We start from the raw sequence: 19962 nt of genomic DNA on the forward strand, positions 1-19962 counted from the left end.
ATCAATCCTTCAGGAAAATCTCTTCGATGGGGAGGCCGAACAGGTCGGCGATGCGAAAGGCGAGGGGGAGCGAGGGGTCGTATTTCCCCGTCTCGATCGCGTTGACCGACTGGCGCGACACTTCGAGCCGCTCGGCCAGATCCCCCTGGCTCCAGTCGCGCTCGGCGCGCAGCACCTTGAGGCGGTTCCTCATGGACACCCTCCGCCGGCCCCGAGCGTCAGCCGGTTGACCAGCCCGCCGATGGCAAGGCCGACGCACCAGATCGGAAAGACCCAGAAGATCGCGAGGCGCGGCACATTGGTGTAGATTTCCAATATCCCCCAGGTCGCGCTGACGCCCAGGGTCAGGGCGGTCGCGATCAGCGCCTTGCGCACTTCGAGCAGCCGCACATATTCGTCCTTGAGCTCGAACAAATAGCTGCCCATCGCCCAGATGAAGCCGACGACCGCAAGGCCGGGGACCAGCGCGATGGCGACGGTCAACGGGGTCGCGGGCGACCCGTTCGGAACGAGGCTGCTGGCAAGGAAGATCGCGGCCACATAAGCGATGCTGACCGGGATCATGCGGCCGATATAGCGCCGCTGCGCGGGATTCATCGCCATCGCTTCAGCCTTTCGCCAGCGCGGCTTCGTGCCGCTTGGCGATCAGCAGCGCCGCGGTGAAGGCGGGCAGCGCGACGATCAGCGTGCTGGTCAGGCCGGGCGACACCAGCCCGGCCGCCCCTGCAAGGGCCGCGATCGCGGCGGGCAGGGCGAGGATGCGGAGGGTTTTCGGCATTGGTCAAGTTCCCTTGTTAATCAGTAAAGGGACATTGACATCATGATTTGTGATTGTCAAGCGTCATTTACACAATGACAAGTAAGCCAACCCCGCGCGTTCAGATGCCGGGCGGAGTCTTGCCGTGGCGGAGCCGCCAATTGGCGATGTGGGCGCTCGCCAGACCGAGCGCGCCGAGCGAGGTGAGCAGGCGGTCGCCGGTTTCGGGATCGAGCCCCGCGATCCAGCCTTCATGCGCGGCGAGCCCGGCGGCGAGCAGCGCGATACCCGTCAGCGCCGCCGCGACGGGATAAGGATGCCGATGCCGCCGCCACCCGTCCGACAGCGCGAGCGCCGCCGCCGGCGCCGCGAGCAGCAGGACGATCGCGTGAAACGCCTCGGGCAGCGCCAGCCAGGCGCTGAGCGCCGGCGCCGCGAGCAGCAGCAGCGGCAGCGCGAGGCAATGGATCAGGCAGGCGAGCGACAGGCCGACGCCGAGCAGGTCGGCGGCGCGCGAGCGCAGCGAAGGGCGGGCGGGGAGGCACATGGTGGGGCTTTCGGAACAGGGCTTTCGGCGGGCGGATGGCACCGCACATAATGATACAATGTATCATTGCAACCCCTGGGCATGAAAACGGCCCTTGCCGCTGCTTTCGCGCGCTGGCAAAGGAGCGCGGCAATCCTGCCCAGAAAGGCTCCTTTTCCCGATGTCCCAGATGATCCGCGTCACCCTTCCCGATGGCTCTGCCCGTGAAGTCGCGCGCGGAACCACCCCGGCGCAGATCGCTGCGGACATCGGCCCCGGTCTCGCCAAGGCCGCGCTCGCCGCGAAGATCGACGGCGAACTGCGCGACATCATGCGTCCGCTGGAGGAAGATACCAACCTCGCGCTGGTGACGAGCCGCGACGAGGCCGACGCGCTCGAACTCGTGCGCCACGATTATGCGCATGTGCTGGCGGAAGCGGTGCAGAGCCTGTTTCCGGGCACGCAGATCACTTTCGGCCCCTCGACGAACGACGGCTTCTATTACGACTTCGCCCCGACCGCCGAGCATGGCGCGTTCCGCGACGACGAACTGCCGCTGATCGAGGAGGAGATGCGCCGCATCATCGCCGCCGACCTTCCCCTCACGCGCGAAGTGTGGGAGCGCGACAAGCTCATCGCCAAATGGCGCGCCGAGGGCGAGACGTTCAAGGCCGAATGGGCCGCCGAACTGCCCGAGGGCGAGGAACTGACCGTCTACCGCAGCGGCGAAGGCTGGATGGACATGTGCCGCGGGCCGCACTTGGCCTCGACCGGCAAGCTCGATCCCGCCGCGTTCAAGCTGACGCGCGTGTCGGGCGCCTATTGGCGCGGCGATCAGAAGAATGCGCAGCTTTCGCGCATCTACGGCACCGGCTGGCTCAACAAAAAGCAGCTCGCCGAACATCTCGTGCGCCTTGAAGAGGCCGCGAAGCGCGACCATCGCAAGATCGGGCGCGAGATGGACCTGTTCCACCTCCAGGAAGAGGCGCACGGCAGCGTCTTCTGGCACCCCAAGGGCTATCGCATCTATCGCGAGCTTGAGGCCTATATGCGCCGCGCGATCGACGGCGCCGACTATCAGGAGGTCAAGACCCCGCAGGTCATGGACGCGCGCCAGTGGGAGCAGTCGGGCCACTGGGGCAAATATCGCGAGAATATGTTCGTCATCCCCGACGAAATCCCGAACACCGAGGATGAGGGGCCGATCGTCTCGAACGACGCCGAGTGGATGGCGCTCAAGCCGATGAACTGCCCCGCGCATGTCCTGATCTTCCGTCAGGGGATCAAGAGCTATCGCGACCTGCCTTTGCGCATGGCCGAAATGGGCTGCTGCCACCGCAACGAGCCGCACGGCGCGCTGCACGGCATCATGCGCGTGCGCCAGTTCACGCAGGACGACGGCCATATCTTCTGCCGCGAGGACCAGATCGTCGAGGAAGTGCGCGATTTCTGCGCGCTGCTCGACCGCGTCTACAAGCAGCTCGGGTTCGAAAAATATGCCGTAAAGCTCGCATTGCGTCCCGATATGCGCTTCGGCACCGAAGAGATGTGGGACAAGGCCGAGGCTGAACTCCGCGAAGCCGTCGAACGCGCGGGTATGGCGAACGACGATTATGGCTGGGAGGAGCTGCCGGGCGAGGGCGCCTTCTATGCCCCCAAGCTCGAATTCCACCTGACCGACGCGATCGGCCGGACGTGGCAATGCGGGACGATCCAGTCCGACCGCGTGATGCCCGAACGCCTCGACGCCTCCTATGTGGGCGAGGATGGCGAACGCCACCGCCCGGTGATGCTCCACCGCGCCATCCTCGGCACCTACGAGCGCTTCATCGGCATATTGATTGAGCATTTCGCCGGCCGGTTCCCGACCTGGCTCGCGCCGGTGCAGGCGGTGGTCGCGACGATCGTCAGCGATGCCGACGATTATGCGAAGGACGCCGTCGAGCAGCTCACCGCCGCCGGCGTCCGCGTCGAGGCCGACCTGCGCAACGAAAAGATCAACTACAAGGTGCGCGAGCACAGCCTGCAGAAGGTTCCGTACCTGCTCGTCGTAGGTAAGCGCGAGGCTGACGAAGGCACGGTCGCGATCCGCACCCTCGGCCAGGACGGCCAGCGCATCCTGCCGCTCGCCGAGGCGATCGCGATGCTGAAGGGCGAAGCGACGCCGCCGGATCTGCGCACGGCTTGACCGGCCTGCACCCGATCCTCGGCTTCGCGCCGCTGACGCTCATCGGTGCGGCGGTGATGACGTTCGGTGCGGCCTTTGTGCGCGGGCTGACCGGGTTCGGCATGGCGATCATCCTCGTGCCGCTGCTCGGGCTGATCATTCCGCCGGCACAGGCGGTGGTGCTCGGCATCTTGCTGCAACTGCTGATCGGGCCGGTCGGGCTGGGGCTGATCCATGCCGATGCCGACCGCGCCACGGCGCTGCCGATCGGGCTGATCGCGATGGTGACGACCCCCATCGGCATGGCGGTGCTGGGCGTAACGCGGCCCGATGTCGCGCGGCTGCTGATCACGGTGGTCGCGGTGGGGGCGTTCGTCGCCGTGCTGCTCCCCAAACAGCCCGAGGGGCACAGGCCGGGCCGCGCCGCGGTGATCGGTACCGGGGTCGCCTCGGGCATCCTCACCGGCTTCGCCGCGATGCCGGGGCCGCCGGTCGTGCCCTTCTATCTGCGCCGCCGCCTCGAGCCCAAGACCGCGCGCGCGTCGATGCTGCTGATCTTCTTCCTCACCGCGATTGCCGGCACCGCGGCGGCGCTATGGGTCGGGATCGCGACGCAGCGCCTGTTCCTGCTCGCGCTGCTGCTTTTCGTGCCCATGTGGCTCGGCAACCGTGTCGGCGGTCGCCAGTTCGGCCGCGTGCCGCCGCATGTGTGGCAGGCGATGGTCGCGGTCGTACTGGGCGTTGCCGCAATCTCGGCGGTGGTGCGGTTGCTGTCCTAAAGGCTCCGCAGCGCCTGCGCGGGCTTGGCCGAGAGCAGCGGCCAGCTTCCCGCGATCCCGATCAGGAAGGACAGGCCCGCGCCGCCGAGCAGCGTTGCGCCGACGATCGCCGGATCGGGCGCGAAGCGGAAATCGAAAAGCTGCGTCACGACATACCAGGCGCCGGCAAGGCCGAGCCCCAGCGCAAGCAGCGCCAATATCCCCGCAAGCACCGCATATTCCAGCCCCTGCGCCCCCAATATCTGCCCGCGCGTGGCGCCGAGCAGTTTCAGGATGACGCTGTCGTAGACGCGCCGCTCGCGGCTCGCCGCGATCGCGCCGATCAGCACCGCGATGCCGGCGAGGATCGCGATGCTCGCCGCCGCGGCGATCGCTTGGCTCATCTGGGTGAGCAGGGTCGTGACCTGCGACACGACGTCGCGCACCTCGATCAGCGAGGCCGAAGGGAAGGCGCGCGGGATGCTGCGCGCGAGCCCGGCCTCGGCCTTCGGCGGCACCGCGACGGTCGCGACCATATTGTGCGGCGCCGCGTCGAAGGCGCCGGGCGAGAAGACGAGGACATAGTTGAGCCCGAAATTGTCCCACTCGACGGTACGCAGCGACGCGACCTTGGCCTGCACCTCGACGCCGAGCACATTGACCGACAGCGTATCGCCGAGCTTCAGCCCCAGCGATGCTGCGACCTCCTGCTCGACGCTGACCAGCGGCGGCCCCTTGTAATCGGCCGGCCACCATGCGCCGCCAACCAGCGTGCTGCCGCTCGGCAAGGTAGGGCTGTAGGTCAGCCCGCGATCGCCGCGCAGCACCCAGGCGCCTTCGGGCAGTTCGGCCAGCTCGTCGACGCGTTGCCCATGAAATTCGGTGATGCTGCCGCGCAGCGCCGGAATCATGTTGATCGCGGCATCGGGCGCGGCATCGGTCACCAGCGAACGAAAGTCACCCGTGCGGTCGCGCGGGATGTCGAGGACGAAGAAGCTTGGCGCGCGCTGCGGCACGGTGCGCGCGATCTCGGCGGTGATGCTCGTCTGGATCGCGGCGAGGGTGACGAAGAGGGTGAGGCCCAGCCCGAGGGCGACGACGAGCGCGCCGGTCGCCGCGCCCGGCCGGTGCAGATTGGCGAGCGCGAGGCGCAGCAGCGGTCGCTTCGGCCGCGGGAGGCGGCTCGCGGTGCGCCGCACCAGCCAGCCGAGCCCGACGAGGATCAGCAACAGTGCCGCCGCCGCGCCGATGAACGACAGCGCGAACAGCGGATCGCGCGCGGTGCCGACCGCCAGCGCGACGATGGCGGCCAGCGCTGCGCCGACCGCGATGACCGTCTGCCGGTCGATCCGCGCCGTGCCGTCGACCGTCGCGCGATAGAGTCCCGCCGCCGGCACATGCCGCGTCGCCGCGAGCGGCGGCAGCGCGAAGGCGATGGCGATCAGCAGGCCATAGGCGGCGCTCACCGCGAGCGGCAGCGGATAGAGCGCGAAGCCCGGCCGCACCGGCAGCACGTCGCCCGCGATCCAGCCGATGAGGCTCGGCGCGAGCGCACCGACCACCAGCCCCGCGCCGATCGCCGCCGCGGCGACGGCGAGGATCTGCAGGCCATAGATGCGCAGGATCGCCGCGCTGTCGGCGCCGAGAATCTTGAGCGTCGCCAGCCCCGGCCGCTTGCCGGCGAGATAGCTCGCGACGCCGTTGCCGACGCCGATCCCCGCGATCACCAGCGCGGCGAGGCCGACGAGGGCCAGAAATTGCCCCATCCGCTCGATGAAACGCCGTGTTCCCGGCGCGCCGTTGCTGCGATCCGTGACCTTCCAGCCCGCTTCGGGAAACTCTGCGGTCAGCCGTTTCCCGGTCGCCGCGGGATCGGCGCCCGCGGGCAGGCGGACGCGATATTTGCTTTCGTAGAGGCTGCCCGGCTGGATAAGCTGCGTCGCGGCCAGGTCGGCCAAGCCGATGATCGCGACCGGGCCGAGCGCGAAACCCTCGCCCAGCCGGTCGGGCTCCTCGGCGATGATGCCGTCGATCCGGAAGGTCCTTTCGCCGAACTTCAACGGCCCGCCGACTTTCAGGTCGAGCCGCGAGGCGAGGTCCTTGCCGATCCAGATCGCGCCCGACGGCGGTGCGCCGCGCCGCGCACCGCTCTCCAGCCGCATCGTGCCATATAGCGGATAGGCGCCGTCGACCGCCTTCAACTCCGACAGCAGCGCGTCGCCGCCCGGCGCGTTCGCCATCGCGCGCAGCCGCACCGTTGAGGACGGCGTGCCGATGCTGCGGAACCCCGCCATCTCTTCGCCCGTGGCTTCGCGCTGCGGCAGGCTGAACTCGATGTCGCCGCCGAGGATCGTCTGCCCGCGCGCTTCGAGTTCGGAAGTGATGCCGCTCGTCAGGCTGCCGATCGCGGCGAGCGTCGCGACGCCGAGGAACAGGCAGACTGCGAGCAACCGAAGCCCGCGAATCCGCGCCGCGAGGTCGCGCCGCGCAATCCGCCAGAGGGTGGCGAAGGGAAGCATCAGATCCTCCCCGGCACGGGGAGGGGGACCATGCGAAGCATGGTGGAGGGGCAGGTGCCTCTCTGCGCCTTCTTTCGACCGTGCATCGATCTGCCTGCGCCCCTCCACCACCCTTCGGGTGGTCCCCCTCCCCCGATGGGGGAGGATCGTTCGACGCCGTTCACGCCCTTTCCTCGATCCGCCCATCGTACATCACGACCACGCGGTCGCAATGCTCGGCCAGTTCGGGATCGTGGGTGATGATCAGCAAAGTCGCGCCCAGCGCGGCGCGGCGCGCAAAGATCAACTCGATGATCGCCTGCCCCGTCGCGGTGTCGAGATTGCCCGTCGGCTCGTCGGCGAAGATGATCGCGGGCGCGCTCGCCATCGCGCGGGCGATGGCGACGCGCTGCTGCTCGCCGCCCGAAAGCTGCGCGGGATAATGGGTCAGGCGATGGCCGAGCCCGACCGCTTCGAGCTCGGCGCGCGCCTTGCCGAACGGATCGGCGATCCCCGCCAGTTCCAGCGGCACCGCGACATTTTCGAGCGCGGTCATCGTCGGCAGCAGGTGAAAGGCCTGCAAGACGATGCCGATCCGCCCGCGCCGCGCCCGCGCCAGCGCATCCTCGTCCATCGCGCCGAAATCGAGCCCCGCGACGCGGATCGTCCCGCCCCCCGCGCGTTCGAGCCCGGCGAGCACCGCCATCAGCGAGCTTTTCCCCGATCCCGACGGCCCGAGCAGCGCGACCGAGGTTCCGGCCGCGACCTCCAGATCGACCCCGCGCAATATTTCGACCGGGGCCTTGTCGCTCCCCAGCGTCAGCGTCACATTGTGGGCAGCGATTGCCAAATCCGGCGAAGCGCGTGAGGCGTCGGTCAAGAAGGAGCCCTTTGGAAATGAAAACGGCCGGATGGCGTTCTGCCTTGATATATGGTTCTATGATCGCGCTTTGCCAACCGCTCGCCGCCTGCGGTTCGGCCGAGGCGCCCGCGGCGCCGGCGAAGGGCAAGGCCGGTGAAGCAAAAGCGGCGGCGATCCCAGCGAATGCGCCGCTGATCATCGCTTTCGGCGACAGCCTCTATGCCGGCTATCAGCTCGGCCCGAAGGAAGGGCTCGCGCCGCAATTGCAGGCGGCGCTCGCCGCCGACGGCGTCGTCGCGCGGGTCCAGAATGCCGGGGTTTCGGGCGACACCAGCGCGGCGGGACGGCAGCGGCTTGCCTATGTGCTCGACAATGCGAAGGCGAAGCCCGCGCTCGTCCTGCTCGGGCTCGGCGGCAACGACATGCTGCGCGGGATCGACGCCGCGCAGACGCGCGCCAATCTCGATGCGATGCTCGCCGAGCTCAAGAGGCGCGGCATCCCAGTGGTGCTCACCGGCATGGTCGCGGCGCCGAACATGGGGCCGGATTATGCCAGGAAATTCAATCCTATTTATCCCGAACTTGCGACCAAATATGGTACCAGCCTCTATCCCTTCATTCTCGATAATGTCGTGGGGAAGCCCGAGTTGATGCTCGGCGATCACATCCACCCCAACGCCGGGGGGGTGAAGATCGTGGCTGCGGGGCTTGCGCCGCTGGTGGAGGATGCGTTGCCGAACTCCCGTTAACGAAGGGATGAGGGGTAGAATGTGATAGGGTTAGACTGAAGCCATACCTTCTTTATCTCGTCATCCCGGCGAAGGCTGGGATCTCGCCGGTGCGTCAGGAAGCGAGGGCGAGATCCCGGCCTTCGCCGGGATGACGATTCCATCAAAAAATCCTGCTTTATGGCAGCAATTTCGCCGCCCGCGCCCGCCATGTCGTCGCCAGCGCTTCCATCGCGGCCAGCTCGCGCAATGCGCCCGGCTCGCGTTTGCCGCCGCCGCCGATCAGCAGCCGGAACACCCGCTCGACGCTCCATTCGGGCAGCGGCCGTTCGATCAGGTCGAGCGTATCGCCCGCCGCGACCGCGCCGTCCTCGATCACGCGATAATACCAGCCGCTGCGCCCGCTCGTCACCACCGTCGCGGGGACGCTGGCGATGCCGAAGCGGTGTCCCAGCTTCCAGCACGGCTGGCGCCCCTGGCTGACTTCGACCAGCGCCGTGCCGAGGCGGAAGCGGTCGCCGATGCAAAGATCGCGTTCGACCAGCCCCTCGGTCGAGATATTCTCGCCGAACGCGCCCGGTGCCGTCAGCAGGGCGTGGCCGCCCAGCGCCTCCGCCCACCAGCCATAATGGTCGCGCGGATAATGATGGATCGCCTTGTCGACCCCGCCGTGCACCGTCAGGTCGGCCTGCTCGTCGCCGTCGATGCCGAGGCGGCGGACGGCGCGCGCGCCCTCGAACGGCGTCTTGCCGATCGCGCTGGTCTCGTCGCCGCGAAAGGCGCGCGCCTTGCCGGTCAATACCGCGTCGATCTTTATGCTCATGCCGCCTCCTGCTCGACACAGATCGCGCCGGCATCCTCGGCCGACAGCGGCAGTGCCAGCAGGCCGCAGCGATGGGGCGCACCGTCCGCAGCATTGCGGATGAAATGGCGGCACTCGGCGCACAGGCCGAACGGACGGTAGCCGCGCCGCGTCAGATGTTCGGTCAGCATGCGTGCCAGCAGCGGTGCGAGCGCGGCGCGCTCGTCGCCGGTCAGGCCGGCAGTCATCGCATCGGCGACCGTTTCGGGGGCCTCGGCCAGCAGCGCTCGTCCCGCCGGGGTCAGCGCCAGCCGGACGAGACGGCGATCGTCCCGATCCTCCGACCGCATGACCAGTCCCTTGCGTTCGAGCGCGGCGACCGTCTGCGACACCGTCCCCTTCGTCTGGCCCAGCCACGCGGTCAGCGCACCGGGGGTGCGGGAAAAGCGATTGGCGACGGCAAGATAGCGCAGGGCCTGCCATTGGGCGGGCTTCAATCCCGCCCAATAGCCATCCCCCGCGATCAGCCGCGCCGCACGAGTCAGCAGGTCGGATAGCCGGTCGGTCATGAGCAAATGGTATCGACTAAAAACCATTTGCTCAACCCATATTGCGGATGGCATATGATTTGTATCGACTCGCTACCATTGCGATCGATCGAAGGAGAAGAACGATGACCCAGAAAGCGATTTTCTATCACGCCGGTTGCGGCGTTTGCGTCGATGCCGAACAGGCAGTCGCCGAAGCGATCGATCCCGCGCGCTATACCGTCGAAAGCGTTCACCTCGGCGAAAATCCGGGTCGCGTCGCGGAAGCGGAGGCCGCGGGTGTCCAATCGGTTCCCGCGCTCGTGCTCGGCGGTCAGCCCTATCACATCAATTTCGGCGCTTCGCTCGACGCGCTCAAATAAACTCGGCGCCGCGCGGGATCGTCAGCCCCCGCGCGGACCGAACAGGATCAGCGCCGCGCCGCCGAGACAGATCGCGGCGCCGATCAGATCCCAGCGGTCGGGCCGCGCGCCCTCGACCGCCCACAGCCACAACAGCGCCGCGACGATATAGACCCCGCCATAAGCGGCATAGGCGCGCCCGGCATGATCGGTATCGACGAGCGTCAGCAACCACGCGAACAGCGCCAGCGACGCCAGCCCCGGCAGGGTCCACCAGACCGACTTGTCCATCCGCAGCCACGCCCAGAAGGCGAAGCATCCGGCGATCTCTGCCAGTGCAGCGGCGATATAGGCGAAGGCGGTCATGCGCGCACCGTGGCGCGGGTGGATGGGAAAGGGAAGGGGAGAGCAGCTTGGAATGCGAGTTGCGTCCTTTTCTTTCGTCATCCCGGACTTGATCCGGGATCCATTCTTTCAACGCTGCGGGAATGGATCCCGGATCAAGTCCGGGATGACGAAGAGCAAGATCGGCCGCTTCCGGCCATTCCCACAAAAGAAAAGGGGCGACCCGCAGGCCGCCCCTTTCCGTGTCATATCGCTGTTCCGAAAGATCAGAACGCGAAGCCGAGACCGACAGCGAAGGTGTCGAAGTCGTTGACGTTGTTGCCGAGGAACTGGTGGCGATACTCGACCTTGCCGTACAGGTTCTGGCCCAGCTTGTGCTGGTAGCCGGCACCGACATAGGGATCGTCGATCTGGCCGAAGGTGTAACCGGCGTTGGCATAGAGCTTGCCGTTGGCACCGATCTTGGCGCCCGCACGACCACCGGCCGAGAACTGGACCTTGGCGCCGTCGATCAGGACCTTGTCGCCGGCGATTTCGGCGCCGCCGAAAGCGGTCGAGCCGAGGTCGAAATCATAGCCGCCCGCAACGCCGAGGGTGGCGTCGTCGAAACCGCTGCCGGTGATGTAACCGCCGCGCACTTCGACGCGGGCTTCGCCGCCATCGGCAGCAAAGGCAGGGGTGGTGGCGACGGCAGCCGAGAGGAGAGCGGCAGCAACTGCGAACTTCTTCATAATCTTTTCCTTTTCATTCCTTCGGACCACGCCCTTTGGGTCGCGGCCCGGGGCTCTAAATGGCCCTCGCGGCTGTCGCTGCAATGAATGGATCGTTCAGAATATGACAATTTTCTTACCTGTGTTGTTTTTGCAACACGGCATAGGTATGCGGCGACGGCCGCGCGGCAATGCGGACGGATTTTGCCGAAATATTTCGATTTTCAGAGAGAATCGCGAGGCGGAACTCAGCCCAGCGCCGCCTGCTTTTCCTCGGCGATGCGGTCGAGTTCGGCGCGGGTCGGCTTGGTCGCCCCGCTCTTGAGCTGGCCACACGCGGCCATGATGTCGCGCCCGCGCGGCGTGCGGACCGGCGCCGAAATCCCGCTCTTGAAGATCAGGCTGCTGAACGCGCGCACCCGCTCGGGCGACGAACATTCATAGGGTGCGCCGGGCCACGGATTGAACGGGATCAGATTGACCTTCGCGGGCAGATTATAGTGCTTGATCAGCCGGACGAGCTCGCGCGCGTCGTCGTCGCTGTCGTTCTTGTCCTTCAGCATCACATATTCGAAGGTGATGCGCCGGGCATTGTTCGCGCCGGGATAGGCGGCGCAGGCCGCGAGCAATTCCTCGATGCCATATTTGCGGTTGAGCGGCACGATCTCGTCGCGCACCTCCTTGCTGACCGCGTGCAGCGACACCGCGAGGTTGACGCCGATCTCTTCGCCCGCGCGCGCCATCATCGGCACGACGCCGCTCGTCGACAGGGTGATGCGCCGCTTCGACAGCGCCAGCCCGTCACCGTCCATGACGATCTTCAGCGCGCCCTTGACCTCGTCGAAATTATACAGCGGCTCGCCCATTCCCATCATCACGATGTTGGTGAGCATCCGGCCGTCGGCGGTGTAATGGCTGCCCTCTTCGTCGGCGTCGTCATCCTCGGGATCGGGGCCGAAGCCGGCCATCGTCCCTTTCGGCCATTCGCCGAGCGCATCGCGCGCAAGCAGCACCTGCCCGACGATCTCGCCCGCCGCGAGGTTGCGGACGAGGCGCATCGTTCCGGTGTGGCAGAAGCGGCAGTTCAACGTGCAGCCGACCTGGCTCGACACGCACAGCGTTCCCCGGTCGGCGTCAGGGATGAAGACCATCTCATATTCCTGGCCGTCGGCGGCGGCGAGCAGCCATTTGCGCGTCCCGTCGTTCGACACCTGCGCCTCGCGCACGGTGGGGCGGCCGATGATGAAGCGGTCGGTCAGCCACGGGCGCATCGCCTTGGCGATATCGGTCATCGCCTCGAAATCGGTGACGCCACGGTGATAGATCCAGTGCCAGATCTGTTTCGCGCGCAGCTTCGCCGCCTTGGCGTCGAGCCCGGCCTCGACCAGCGCGCCGCCGATCGCGTCGCGGGTCAGCCCGACCAGGTCGATGCGGTTGCCCCCGCGCAGGGGAACGGTGCCCGTGGTGACGGGGTCGATATGGCCGGGAATCTGCATGATGCGCGCGCATATAGGCGGGAAGGGCAAAAAGCGCAATTCTCGCTCTCGTCATTGCGAGGAGCTCAGCGACGAAGCAATCCAGGGCGGAGCAAGGAGACTCTGGATTGCTTCGCTCCGCTCGCAATGACGATCTGAAGACAGGGTTACAGGTTCTTCAGAAACGCCAGTCGCTCCGCCACCGCGCCATCGGCTTCGGCATTACGCAGCGGCAGGACGTTCTGCACCAATATTTCCGCCGGCGTCGGCGTCTGCGCGAACAGCCCCATCACTTCGTCGGCGAAAGCGTCGAGCGGCATATAGGCCTCGCGCGTCGACTGTCCCGGCGTCAGTTCGGTACGGACTGCGGGCGGCGCGAGTTCGATCACTTCGACCTTGCCTTCCAACTGGACGCGCAGTGCCTGCGTATAGCTGTGCAGCGCCGCCTTGCTCGCCGAATAGGTCGGCGCCTTGGGCAGCGGCACAAAGGCAAGCCCCGACGTGACGTTGACGATCGCGCTGTCCGCCGCCGCCGTCAGGTGATCGACCAGCGCGTCGATCAGCCGGATCGGGCCGAGGATGTTGGTGACGACCGTCGCCTCCGCGTCGGCCAGGTCGCGCTTTGCGTCCGCCCGTTCGTACATCATCACGCCCGCGTTGTTCACGACGATGTTGAGCGCCGGAAAGGCCGCTACGATCTCGGTTGCAAAGGCCGCGATCGCCGCCGGATCGGTGATGTCGAGCACCCGGGCGTGCAAATTCGCGCGACCCGCGGTCGCGGCTTCCAGCTTTGCTGCGTTGCGGCCGGTGACGATCACGACATTGCCCGCGTCGTGCCAACGCTGCGCGAGCGCGAGCCCGATGCCCGAGCCGCCGCCGGAGAGGAGAATGGTGTTGCCTGTGGTTTTCATGGAGAGTTCCTCGTTCGGGGTGGTGAGGAGGTCTATTTATTCCTATACTCTCCAAAGGAAAGAAGGCACCGAAAGGTGCTATACTTACCTGAAAGAGAGAAATGGATTTTCCTGCCATGCCGCAACCGGAAAAACGCGTCTATGACCCCGAGGTGCCCGTCGACCCGCGTGTCGAAATGCTCGTCAACGACCTGATCGGACGAGTCGCGGACAAATGGACGCTGCTCGTGCTCGAAGAGTTGGAGGAGAATGGCACCTGTCGTTTCACGCGCCTCGCGCAGCTTGTTCCCGGTATCAGCCAGAAGATGCTGACTCAGACGCTGCGCGCCATGGAACGCGACGGACTGGTCCACCGCAAGGTCCACCCGGTCGTTCCTCCCAAGGTCGAATATAGTCTGACGGCGCTGGGGCATAGCCTCGGAGAAGCCTTTTGCGGCGTGTGGCAATGGGCGGAAATCAATCTCGACCGGGTCGAAGCGGCGCGGACGGCATTCGACGGGCGCGGATAACACACCCGCCGGACGATTTATCTGGCGCGGGTCGTGATGCGGATCGGCTGGCCCCGCGCCGCATCGGCGATCACCTGCTCGGCCTCGGCCGACGCGAGGAGGCGCGTGTCGCGCCGGCACGCGCGAACGTCATTCTTGCCTTCGAGGTCATAGTCGGGTGCGGTGCCGCACACCGCGACGACGGCGCGCCAGATGCGGCGGTCGAGCGCCTTGACGCCTTTTGCGGTGCTCAGGTCCAGGTCGGTATGCGCCACCGTCGCCGTGCGCGGCGCGGCGTTCTGGGCGAGAACGGGCTGGGCCAACGGCGCGGCAGCGAGAGCGGCGAGGATCAGAATCTTGCTCATCTTTGTCTCCATCGACCGGCGGATAAGGAGGGGAGGAAGCCGGCAGGACGGGAGATAATCCCCGGCTCCCCACGGCGGGAGCAACGATGTTGCGCGGCCATTCTGCAAAATTGCAGAATGCGGCCATCACGCGTATCGCGCACAAGACATCATGTTCGACTGGAACGATCTTCGCTATTTCCTTGCCGTCGCGGAGAGCGGCAGCACGCTCGCGGCGGCGCGCGCGCTCCGCGTCAGCCAGACGACGGTCGCCCGCCGCATCGCGGCGCTGGAGGCGGCGATGGGGCTTACCCTCTTCGAACGCCGTCAGGCGGGTTATGCGCTGACCCCGGTGGGCGAAGCGATGCTGGCGAATGCGCTGGCGGTTCGCGATGCCGCCGACCGCTTCGACGAGGCGGCGGGTGCCCGCTCACGCGACGCGGGCGGCGCGGTCAGCGTCACGGTGATGGAGATTTTCGCGATCACCATCCTGCCGCCGATCCTGCGCGATCTGCGCGCGGCGCATCCCGAAATCCATATCCATCTCGACACGTCGGACGAACCGCGCGATCTCGCCGCAGGGGCCGCCGACATCGCGATCCGCAGCAGCAAACAGCCCGCGGGTGCGGGTCTCGTCGGGCGGCGCATCGCCGACAACGGCTGGACGCTCTATTGCAGCCGCGACTATGCCGACCGCCACGGCATCCCGCACAGCCGCGAGGAACTGGCGACTCACCCCTTCATCGGCGGCGGCGGCTCGGTCTGGGAACCCTATCGCGCGTGGCTCCGGCAATATCGGCTCGAGGAGTCGGTGGTCATGCAATATGATTCGGCGGCGGGCCTGCTCGCCGGGGTGCGCTCGGGAATGGGGCTCACCATCCTGCCGGCCTTTCTCGCCGACCATGAGCCCGACCTCATCCGCTGCATCCCGCCCAAGGCCGACGATACGACGGGCCTGTGGTTGCTCACTCACGAGCGGCTCCGTCATGTGCCGCGGGTGCGCATCGTCCTCGATTTCCTCGCGGGCGCGCTGACCCGGCTGGCGCGGGAATAGGTGGGTTCGATCCTGTCGAAATACCGCTTTCCTAATATGTTTGGGCGTGGTTCAAATGGAACGGAAGACGGGGTGATGCCGTGGTTGGCAATGATTGGCCGGGAGGGGGTATTTGGAAAGATCGCAGGATTCCGGCAATGCTGCTGCGCCATTCGATGGGCCGCTGAAGGCACGCAAGCAACTCGGCGACAACGCTTTCGAGGAATGGCTTTATACGCCTGAAGAAGATTGGGGACCGGCGGAAGAAACCGAGCAGCAGGCGCTCGAGGCTGAATGGGCCGAGGACGATCTGAAACTTCGGATCAAGACCGCTGGTTATATTTCCATACCGGCGGGCTTCATTGGCTTGGGGGTTCTTTCTCTCTTCACCACGTCATGGGGTGCCCAGATTCCTTTTATGTGGGCGGTCATCAACCTTCCGCTTCTCACGCTTGCCGTGATTACTTGGCGGCGACGCGAACTGCGCCTTGGGCTCAAGCGCCCAGTCAAGGGCCGCAAGGCTCGCATCCTGGCGGCTATTCTGGTGCTGTTCTCCTTCCTGTCTTTCGTGCTGGCCTGGGTGTCGGCCATGATGCGCGGGTGAAGCCATGCCTTGGGAATGTCGTGATCGGCCTTTTTCGCCGTCAGCGCGATTCAGAGTGAAGTTGCGCAGTTTTCTGCCATTTTCCTCGCGAGCCGCTTTTTTGCCATCGTCGCCCTTCGATCAAGTCCCGGGCGACGAAAGAGAATGAATTGCGAGTGAAGTTGCGCGGAAATCCGCCACTATCCCGAATGGCCTCAGCGAAAGCTGGCGCACCCGAGTGCCGCTGCATCGATCGCGGTGGCGGCGCCGCGCAGGCGATAGGTGTCGGCGATCGCGCCGCCCGTCGCGGTGGCGCTTTCGACGCTCATGCTCGGTGCCGATCGCATCGCGGCGATGATCGCGGCGTCCATTCGCGCGTCGCTCGCCCAGCCATGCGCGCCGTTGCCGGTCAGGATGAAGCGGCGGCTGCCGACCGTCAGGCGAAGCTCGCGCCCCGCGCCGCGTTCCTTCGACAGGCGGACGTAGAATTGCCCGCGAATGCGCGACTTCGGCCAATAGCCGATGCTGGCATAGGCCTTGGTCTGCGGCTTGCCGATCGTTGCGGCTGGCGCGGCGATGGCGTAGCAGCGCGGGGTGCCGGGATCGCGAAACGCCCCCCAGCCGTCGAAGATGCCGAGCGCGGCCGGCGCGGCGGCCACGGCAAAGGGAGGCAGCGCCAAGGACAGGAACAGGAGGAAAGCCGCGCGGCGCATCGCGCCTCGATTGCGCGAAAGCGGCTGATTTGCAAGCATGGCTTGCGCGGCGCGATGCGTTCGTTAAGGAAGGTGGACATTTTTACGGGGGCAGGGAATCGGGGCGCCGCCGCGCCCGCGATGACGGCCTTCGGGGACTTCTCCCGCAAGATACTGAGGATGGCGGATTAGAATGAAAGCGACGATCGAACGCGCAGTGCTTCTGAAGAGCCTCGGCCACGTCCAGTCGGTGGTCGAACGGCGCAATACCATCCCCATTCTGTCGAACGTCCTGATTGAAGCCGATGCGACGGGCCAGCTCAAATTGATGGCGACCGACCTCGACCTGCAGGTGGTCGAGACGATCGCCGCGAAGGTCGAGACTCCCGGCACGACGACCGTGTCGGCGCATACCCTGTTCGAGATCGCGCGCAAGCTGCCCGAAGGCGCCGAGGTCAGCCTCGCCGCCGCCGAGGGCAAGATGCAGGTCAAGGCGGGCCGCTCGAACTTCAACCTGCCGACGTTGCCGCGCGACGATTTCCCCGTGATCGCCGAGGGCGACCTGCCGACCAGCTTCGAATTGCCGGTCGCGGAACTCATCCAGATCATCGACAAGACGCGCTTCGCCATCTCGACCGAGGAAACGCGCTACTATCTGAACGGCATCTTCTTCCACGTCGCCGAAGATGCGACGGGACCGGTGCTGAAGGCGGCGGCAACCGACGGCCACCGCCTCGCGCGCTATACGGTGACGCGCCCCGACGGCGCCACCGGGATGCCCGACGTCATCGTTCCGCGCAAATGCGTCGGCGAAATCCGCAAGTTGCTCGACGAGGCCGAGGGCAATGTCGAGATCAGCCTGTCGGCATCGAAGATCCGCTTCCAGCTCGGCAACGCCGTGCTGACCTCGAAGCTGATCGACGGCACTTTCCCCGATTACAGCCGCGTCATCCCGACCGCGAACGACAAGCTGCTCAAGGTCGATCCAAAGAGTCTGTTCCAGGGCGTCGACCGCGTGTCGACGATCGCCAGCGAAAAGACCCGCGCGGTCAAGGTCGGGCTCGACAAGGACCGCATCACGCTGAGCGTGACCAGCCCCGAAAACGGCACTGCGGCCGAGGAACTCGCCGCGGGCTATGACAGCGACGCGATGGAGATCGGCTTCAACGCGCGTTATCTCAGCGACATCCTGGGCCAGGTCGACGGCGACAGCGTCGAACTGCACCTCGCCGACGCCAACGCCCCGACGCTGATCCGCGAGAGCGAGAAGAGCCCGGCGCTGTACGTGCTGATGCCGATGCGGGTCTAAGACCCGCACAAGCTATCCGTCATTGCGAGCGAAGCGAAGCAATCCAGAGTAGGCGTAAACCGTTCTGGATTGCTTCGCTTCGCTCGCAATGACGAGGTGTCTTGGCGTTATCCCGCCTTCGCCACCCGCCAGATCACATTCCCCGTATCGTCGGCGATCAGCGCGCTGCCGTCCTTCGCGACCTTGACGTCGGCGGGGCGGCCGCGGGTCGTCTTGCCGTCCTTGGCGAGGAATTGGCCCAGGAAAGGGACGGGCAGCGCGTCGACCGGCTTGCCGTTCGCGCCGAATTTGACGAAAATCACATCATAGCCCGCCACCGGCTCGCGGTTCCACGATCCGTGCCGCGCGATCAGCGCGCCGTTCGCCCAGCGCTCGCCGAGCGCCAGCCCGTTGGTGAAGGTGAAGCCGAGCGGCGCGACGTGGGCGCCGAGCGCATAGTCCGGGCGCTTCACATATTGGCGGTGATCCTCTTCCTCGGGCGGAACGCGCGGATCGACGAAGCCACCCCAATAATACCAGGGCCAGCCGAAGAAATCGCCTTCGTCGACGGTGGTCATATAGTCGGGCACCACATCGCTGCCGAGCATGTCGCGTTCGTTGACCACCGCCCACAGCCGGTCGCTGCCGGGGTAATAAGCGAGCCCGACCGGGTTGCGGATGCCCGCGGCGTAGGTGCGGACATAGCCGTTCTCGGGCCGCACCTCGAGCACGCTGGCGCGGCGGGTTTCGTTGCCCATGCCCTTTTCGCCGATGTTGGAATCGGCGCCGACCCCGACATAGAGCCAGCCGTTGGGCGCCGCGACGAGGCTCTTGGTCCAGTGGCGGTTGGTGCCCTTTGCGGGCAGGTCGGCGATCTTCTTCGGTTTGCCGCTCATCTTCGTCTCGCCCTCGACATAGGGGAAGGCGAGGATCGCGTCGGTATTCGCGACGTAGAGCGTCTTGCCGACCAGTGCCATGCCATAGGGCGAGTTGAGGTCGGTAATATAGGCGCTTTTGACCTCGGCCTTGCCATCGCCGTCGGCGTCGCGAAGCAACGTGATGCGGTTCGCAGACTTGCCGCCGGCGCCCGCCTTGCTCATCAGGCGGGCCATGATCTTGTTCTCGATCCCCGAGGTGTCGCGCGGCGGACTCTCTGCTTCGGCGACCAGCACGTCGCCGTTGGGCAGCACGAAGATCGAACGCGGATGGTCCAGCCCCTCGGCAAAGCGCGTGACCGCCAGTCCCTCGGCAGCGCGCGGCGCCTGACCGGCGGGCCAGCTTGTCGCCTCGGGCACGTTCATGGTCGGGATGACCTGGCCGCGCTGCGCCGCCATCACCGGCACGCGGCCGCTGAGTTCGGCGGTCGAAAAGCGCGCGACGTCGGGCCGCGACAGCCAATAATAAGCGGCGACGGCGACCATGATCAGAAGGGCGAGGACGAGGCCGGCAATTTTCAGGATTTTGCGCATGAAACCGGTCTTACACCGCGATGCGGCGGCGGCAAAGGGGCGATTGGCGCCGCATGTTGGTTAATCCGGGCGGCATCTGCATTAACCTTACCTGGACGTTCATCACGGTCGGGAACGGGCTGGTCAGGCGTTCGGGATAGAGCGGTGCCGACGCAACGGGCCGGGGACAGCATGCAACTGCCAGCACCTTTTCTAGCCGACCGCACCGCGGTCGACGATGCCGCCATGCTGATTCGCGAGCATGGCGAGGAAGCGGGCTTCGCGGCGGCGGCGCGCGCGGAACAATATCGCGTGCTCGGCAACCACCTCCATTTTGCGCGCTGGCGGCAGATCGAGCGGCTGATCACCTATCTTTCGATCGAGAGCGCGCTCGACACGGTGCATTAAAGCCCGCCTTCGCGGAAACATCCTCCATAGACGCTGCAAATCGAGGCTTTCTCCGTTTACTCCACCCAAAGCCGCTGCGATGCCGGCGATTGCGGAGAGGCAATCTCAACATTCTTTCAACGCATGGCCGGGACGCAAACCGCAATGGGTGAAAGCCTGTCGGACATCCGTGGTGCAACCTTGCGTCAGCGACTATACGCTCGGCAAGAGCGAGCCCGTCCTGTTGATGGCGCACGCATCGTGGCAACGC

At 66.3% G+C, this 19962-nt stretch carries 24 protein-coding genes; 9 read left to right on the forward strand and 15 right to left on the reverse strand.

Going from position 1 to position 19962, the window contains the following annotated elements; genetic code table 11:
- Position 1: 1 nt before the first annotated feature.
- From ACVENA_RS05225 to ACVENA_RS05240, 4 genes are all read right to left on the reverse strand, one after another.
- Positions 2 to 193: a helix-turn-helix transcriptional regulator gene (locus tag ACVENA_RS05225; RefSeq protein ID WP_257548746.1), complete on the reverse strand. Its 192-nt coding sequence runs from the start codon at positions 191 to 193 to the stop codon at positions 2 to 4.
- Positions 190 to 603 carry a hypothetical protein gene (locus ACVENA_RS05230; RefSeq protein WP_257548747.1) on the reverse strand — a complete coding sequence of 138 codons (414 nt, stop codon included), beginning with the start codon at positions 601 to 603 and terminating at the stop codon, positions 190 to 192. Before ACVENA_RS05230 ends, ACVENA_RS05225 begins: the two co-directional genes overlap by 4 nt.
- Positions 604 to 607: 4 nt before the next feature.
- Positions 608 to 778: a hypothetical protein gene (locus tag ACVENA_RS05235; protein WP_257548748.1), complete on the reverse strand. Its 171-nt coding sequence runs from the start codon at positions 776 to 778 to the stop codon at positions 608 to 610.
- Between the two features lie 100 nt (positions 779 to 878).
- Positions 879 to 1304 carry a MerC domain-containing protein gene (locus ACVENA_RS05240; RefSeq protein ID WP_257548750.1) on the reverse strand — a complete coding sequence of 142 codons (426 nt, stop codon included), beginning with the start codon at positions 1302 to 1304 and terminating at the stop codon, positions 879 to 881.
- Between the two features lie 160 nt (positions 1305 to 1464).
- Here ACVENA_RS05240 and thrS point away from each other — a divergent pair, with 160 nt between their 5' ends.
- Together thrS and ACVENA_RS05250 are read left to right on the forward strand one after the other, a co-directional pair.
- On the forward strand, positions 1465 to 3471 hold the full coding sequence (gene thrS / locus ACVENA_RS05245) for a threonine--tRNA ligase (protein ID WP_257548751.1): 2007 nt from the start codon (positions 1465 to 1467) through the stop codon (positions 3469 to 3471).
- A complete protein-coding gene (locus tag ACVENA_RS05250; RefSeq protein ID WP_257548752.1) occupies positions 3468 to 4229 on the forward strand; it encodes a sulfite exporter TauE/SafE family protein in 762 nt (253 codons plus the stop codon). Before thrS ends, ACVENA_RS05250 begins: the two co-directional genes overlap by 4 nt.
- Here ACVENA_RS05250 and ACVENA_RS05255 read toward each other — a convergent pair.
- Positions 4226 to 6727 carry an ABC transporter permease gene (locus tag ACVENA_RS05255; RefSeq protein WP_257548753.1) on the reverse strand — a complete coding sequence of 834 codons (2502 nt, stop codon included), beginning with the start codon at positions 6725 to 6727 and terminating at the stop codon, positions 4226 to 4228. The genes ACVENA_RS05250 and ACVENA_RS05255 overlap by 4 nt on opposite strands.
- A 160-nt stretch (positions 6728 to 6887) precedes the next feature.
- The gene (locus ACVENA_RS05260) at positions 6888 to 7556 is read right to left on the reverse strand and encodes an ABC transporter ATP-binding protein (RefSeq protein WP_449327928.1); all 669 of its coding nucleotides are present in this window, start codon (positions 7554 to 7556) and stop codon (positions 6888 to 6890) included.
- 89 nt (positions 7557 to 7645) lie between these two features.
- Between ACVENA_RS05260 and ACVENA_RS05265 the strand changes: the two genes are divergently transcribed.
- Positions 7646 to 8317 carry an arylesterase gene (locus ACVENA_RS05265; RefSeq protein ID WP_449327929.1) on the forward strand — a complete coding sequence of 224 codons (672 nt, stop codon included), beginning with the start codon at positions 7646 to 7648 and terminating at the stop codon, positions 8315 to 8317.
- A gap of 157 nt (positions 8318 to 8474) precedes the next feature.
- Here ACVENA_RS05265 and ACVENA_RS05270 read toward each other — a convergent pair whose 3' ends face one another.
- A complete protein-coding gene (locus tag ACVENA_RS05270; RefSeq protein WP_449327930.1) occupies positions 8475 to 9119 on the reverse strand; it encodes an MOSC domain-containing protein in 645 nt (214 codons plus the stop codon).
- Entirely contained in the window at positions 9116 to 9667 is a 552-nt protein-coding gene (locus ACVENA_RS05275; protein ID WP_257548761.1) for a MarR family winged helix-turn-helix transcriptional regulator, read from the reverse strand. The genes ACVENA_RS05270 and ACVENA_RS05275 overlap by 4 nt, the downstream gene beginning before the upstream one ends.
- A 104-nt stretch (positions 9668 to 9771) precedes the next feature.
- Here ACVENA_RS05275 and ACVENA_RS05280 point away from each other — a divergent pair, with 104 nt between their 5' ends.
- Positions 9772 to 10008 carry a thioredoxin family protein gene (locus ACVENA_RS05280; RefSeq protein WP_257548763.1) on the forward strand — a complete coding sequence of 79 codons (237 nt, stop codon included), beginning with the start codon at positions 9772 to 9774 and terminating at the stop codon, positions 10006 to 10008.
- A gap of 21 nt (positions 10009 to 10029) precedes the next feature.
- Here ACVENA_RS05280 and ACVENA_RS05285 read toward each other — a convergent pair whose 3' ends face one another.
- From ACVENA_RS05285 to ACVENA_RS05300, 4 genes are all read right to left on the reverse strand, one after another.
- Positions 10030 to 10353, reverse strand: coding sequence for a YnfA family protein (locus ACVENA_RS05285; RefSeq protein WP_257548765.1), 324 nt, complete (start codon positions 10351 to 10353; stop codon positions 10030 to 10032).
- A gap of 245 nt (positions 10354 to 10598) precedes the next feature.
- Positions 10599 to 11063: an outer membrane protein gene (locus ACVENA_RS05290; RefSeq protein WP_257548770.1), complete on the reverse strand. Its 465-nt coding sequence runs from the start codon at positions 11061 to 11063 to the stop codon at positions 10599 to 10601.
- Positions 11064 to 11290: 227 nt separating this feature from the next.
- Positions 11291 to 12538 (reverse strand): 23S rRNA (adenine(2503)-C(2))-methyltransferase RlmN, encoded by a 1248-nt coding sequence (gene rlmN, locus ACVENA_RS05295; protein ID WP_449327931.1) that lies wholly within the window; start codon positions 12536 to 12538, stop codon positions 11291 to 11293.
- A gap of 146 nt (positions 12539 to 12684) precedes the next feature.
- A complete protein-coding gene (locus tag ACVENA_RS05300) occupies positions 12685 to 13428 on the reverse strand; it encodes an SDR family oxidoreductase (RefSeq protein ID WP_449327932.1) in 744 nt (247 codons plus the stop codon).
- Positions 13429 to 13544: 116 nt separating this feature from the next.
- Between ACVENA_RS05300 and ACVENA_RS05305 the strand changes: the two genes are divergently transcribed.
- The gene (locus tag ACVENA_RS05305; RefSeq protein ID WP_449327933.1) at positions 13545 to 13937 is read left to right on the forward strand and encodes a winged helix-turn-helix transcriptional regulator; all 393 of its coding nucleotides are present in this window, start codon (positions 13545 to 13547) and stop codon (positions 13935 to 13937) included.
- A gap of 17 nt (positions 13938 to 13954) precedes the next feature.
- On the opposite strand, the gene ACVENA_RS05310 is transcribed toward ACVENA_RS05305, so the two are convergent.
- Positions 13955 to 14281, reverse strand: a complete 327-nt coding sequence (locus ACVENA_RS05310; protein ID WP_449327934.1) for a UrcA family protein — start codon at positions 14279 to 14281, stop codon at positions 13955 to 13957.
- 151 nt (positions 14282 to 14432) lie between these two features.
- Here ACVENA_RS05310 and ACVENA_RS05315 point away from each other — a divergent pair, with 151 nt between their 5' ends.
- Both ACVENA_RS05315 and ACVENA_RS05320 read left to right on the forward strand, forming a co-directional pair.
- Positions 14433 to 15314 carry a LysR family transcriptional regulator gene (locus tag ACVENA_RS05315; protein ID WP_449327935.1) on the forward strand — a complete coding sequence of 294 codons (882 nt, stop codon included), beginning with the start codon at positions 14433 to 14435 and terminating at the stop codon, positions 15312 to 15314.
- Between the two features lie 112 nt (positions 15315 to 15426).
- Positions 15427 to 15897 carry a hypothetical protein gene (locus ACVENA_RS05320; protein ID WP_449327936.1) on the forward strand — a complete coding sequence of 157 codons (471 nt, stop codon included), beginning with the start codon at positions 15427 to 15429 and terminating at the stop codon, positions 15895 to 15897.
- Positions 15898 to 16091: 194 nt separating this feature from the next.
- Here the strand turns inward: ACVENA_RS05320 and ACVENA_RS05325 are convergent, their stop codons facing one another.
- Positions 16092 to 16589 carry a hypothetical protein gene (locus tag ACVENA_RS05325; protein WP_449327937.1) on the reverse strand — a complete coding sequence of 166 codons (498 nt, stop codon included), beginning with the start codon at positions 16587 to 16589 and terminating at the stop codon, positions 16092 to 16094.
- A gap of 172 nt (positions 16590 to 16761) precedes the next feature.
- Here ACVENA_RS05325 and dnaN point away from each other — a divergent pair, with 172 nt between their 5' ends.
- Positions 16762 to 17877 carry a DNA polymerase III subunit beta gene (gene dnaN, locus ACVENA_RS05330; protein WP_257548797.1) on the forward strand — a complete coding sequence of 372 codons (1116 nt, stop codon included), beginning with the start codon at positions 16762 to 16764 and terminating at the stop codon, positions 17875 to 17877.
- A 107-nt stretch (positions 17878 to 17984) separates the two neighbouring features.
- Here the strand turns inward: dnaN and ACVENA_RS05335 are convergent, their stop codons facing one another.
- Complete coding sequence (locus ACVENA_RS05335) at positions 17985 to 19325, reverse strand: PQQ-dependent sugar dehydrogenase (RefSeq protein ID WP_449327938.1); 1341 nt, start codon at positions 19323 to 19325, stop codon at positions 17985 to 17987.
- A 171-nt stretch (positions 19326 to 19496) separates the two neighbouring features.
- Between ACVENA_RS05335 and ACVENA_RS05340 the strand changes: the two genes are divergently transcribed.
- Positions 19497 to 19712 carry a hypothetical protein gene (locus ACVENA_RS05340; protein ID WP_257548800.1) on the forward strand — a complete coding sequence of 72 codons (216 nt, stop codon included), beginning with the start codon at positions 19497 to 19499 and terminating at the stop codon, positions 19710 to 19712.
- The last annotated feature ends 250 nt before the right edge of the window (positions 19713 to 19962 follow it).

The organism is Sphingopyxis sp. 550A (assembly GCF_053569535.1).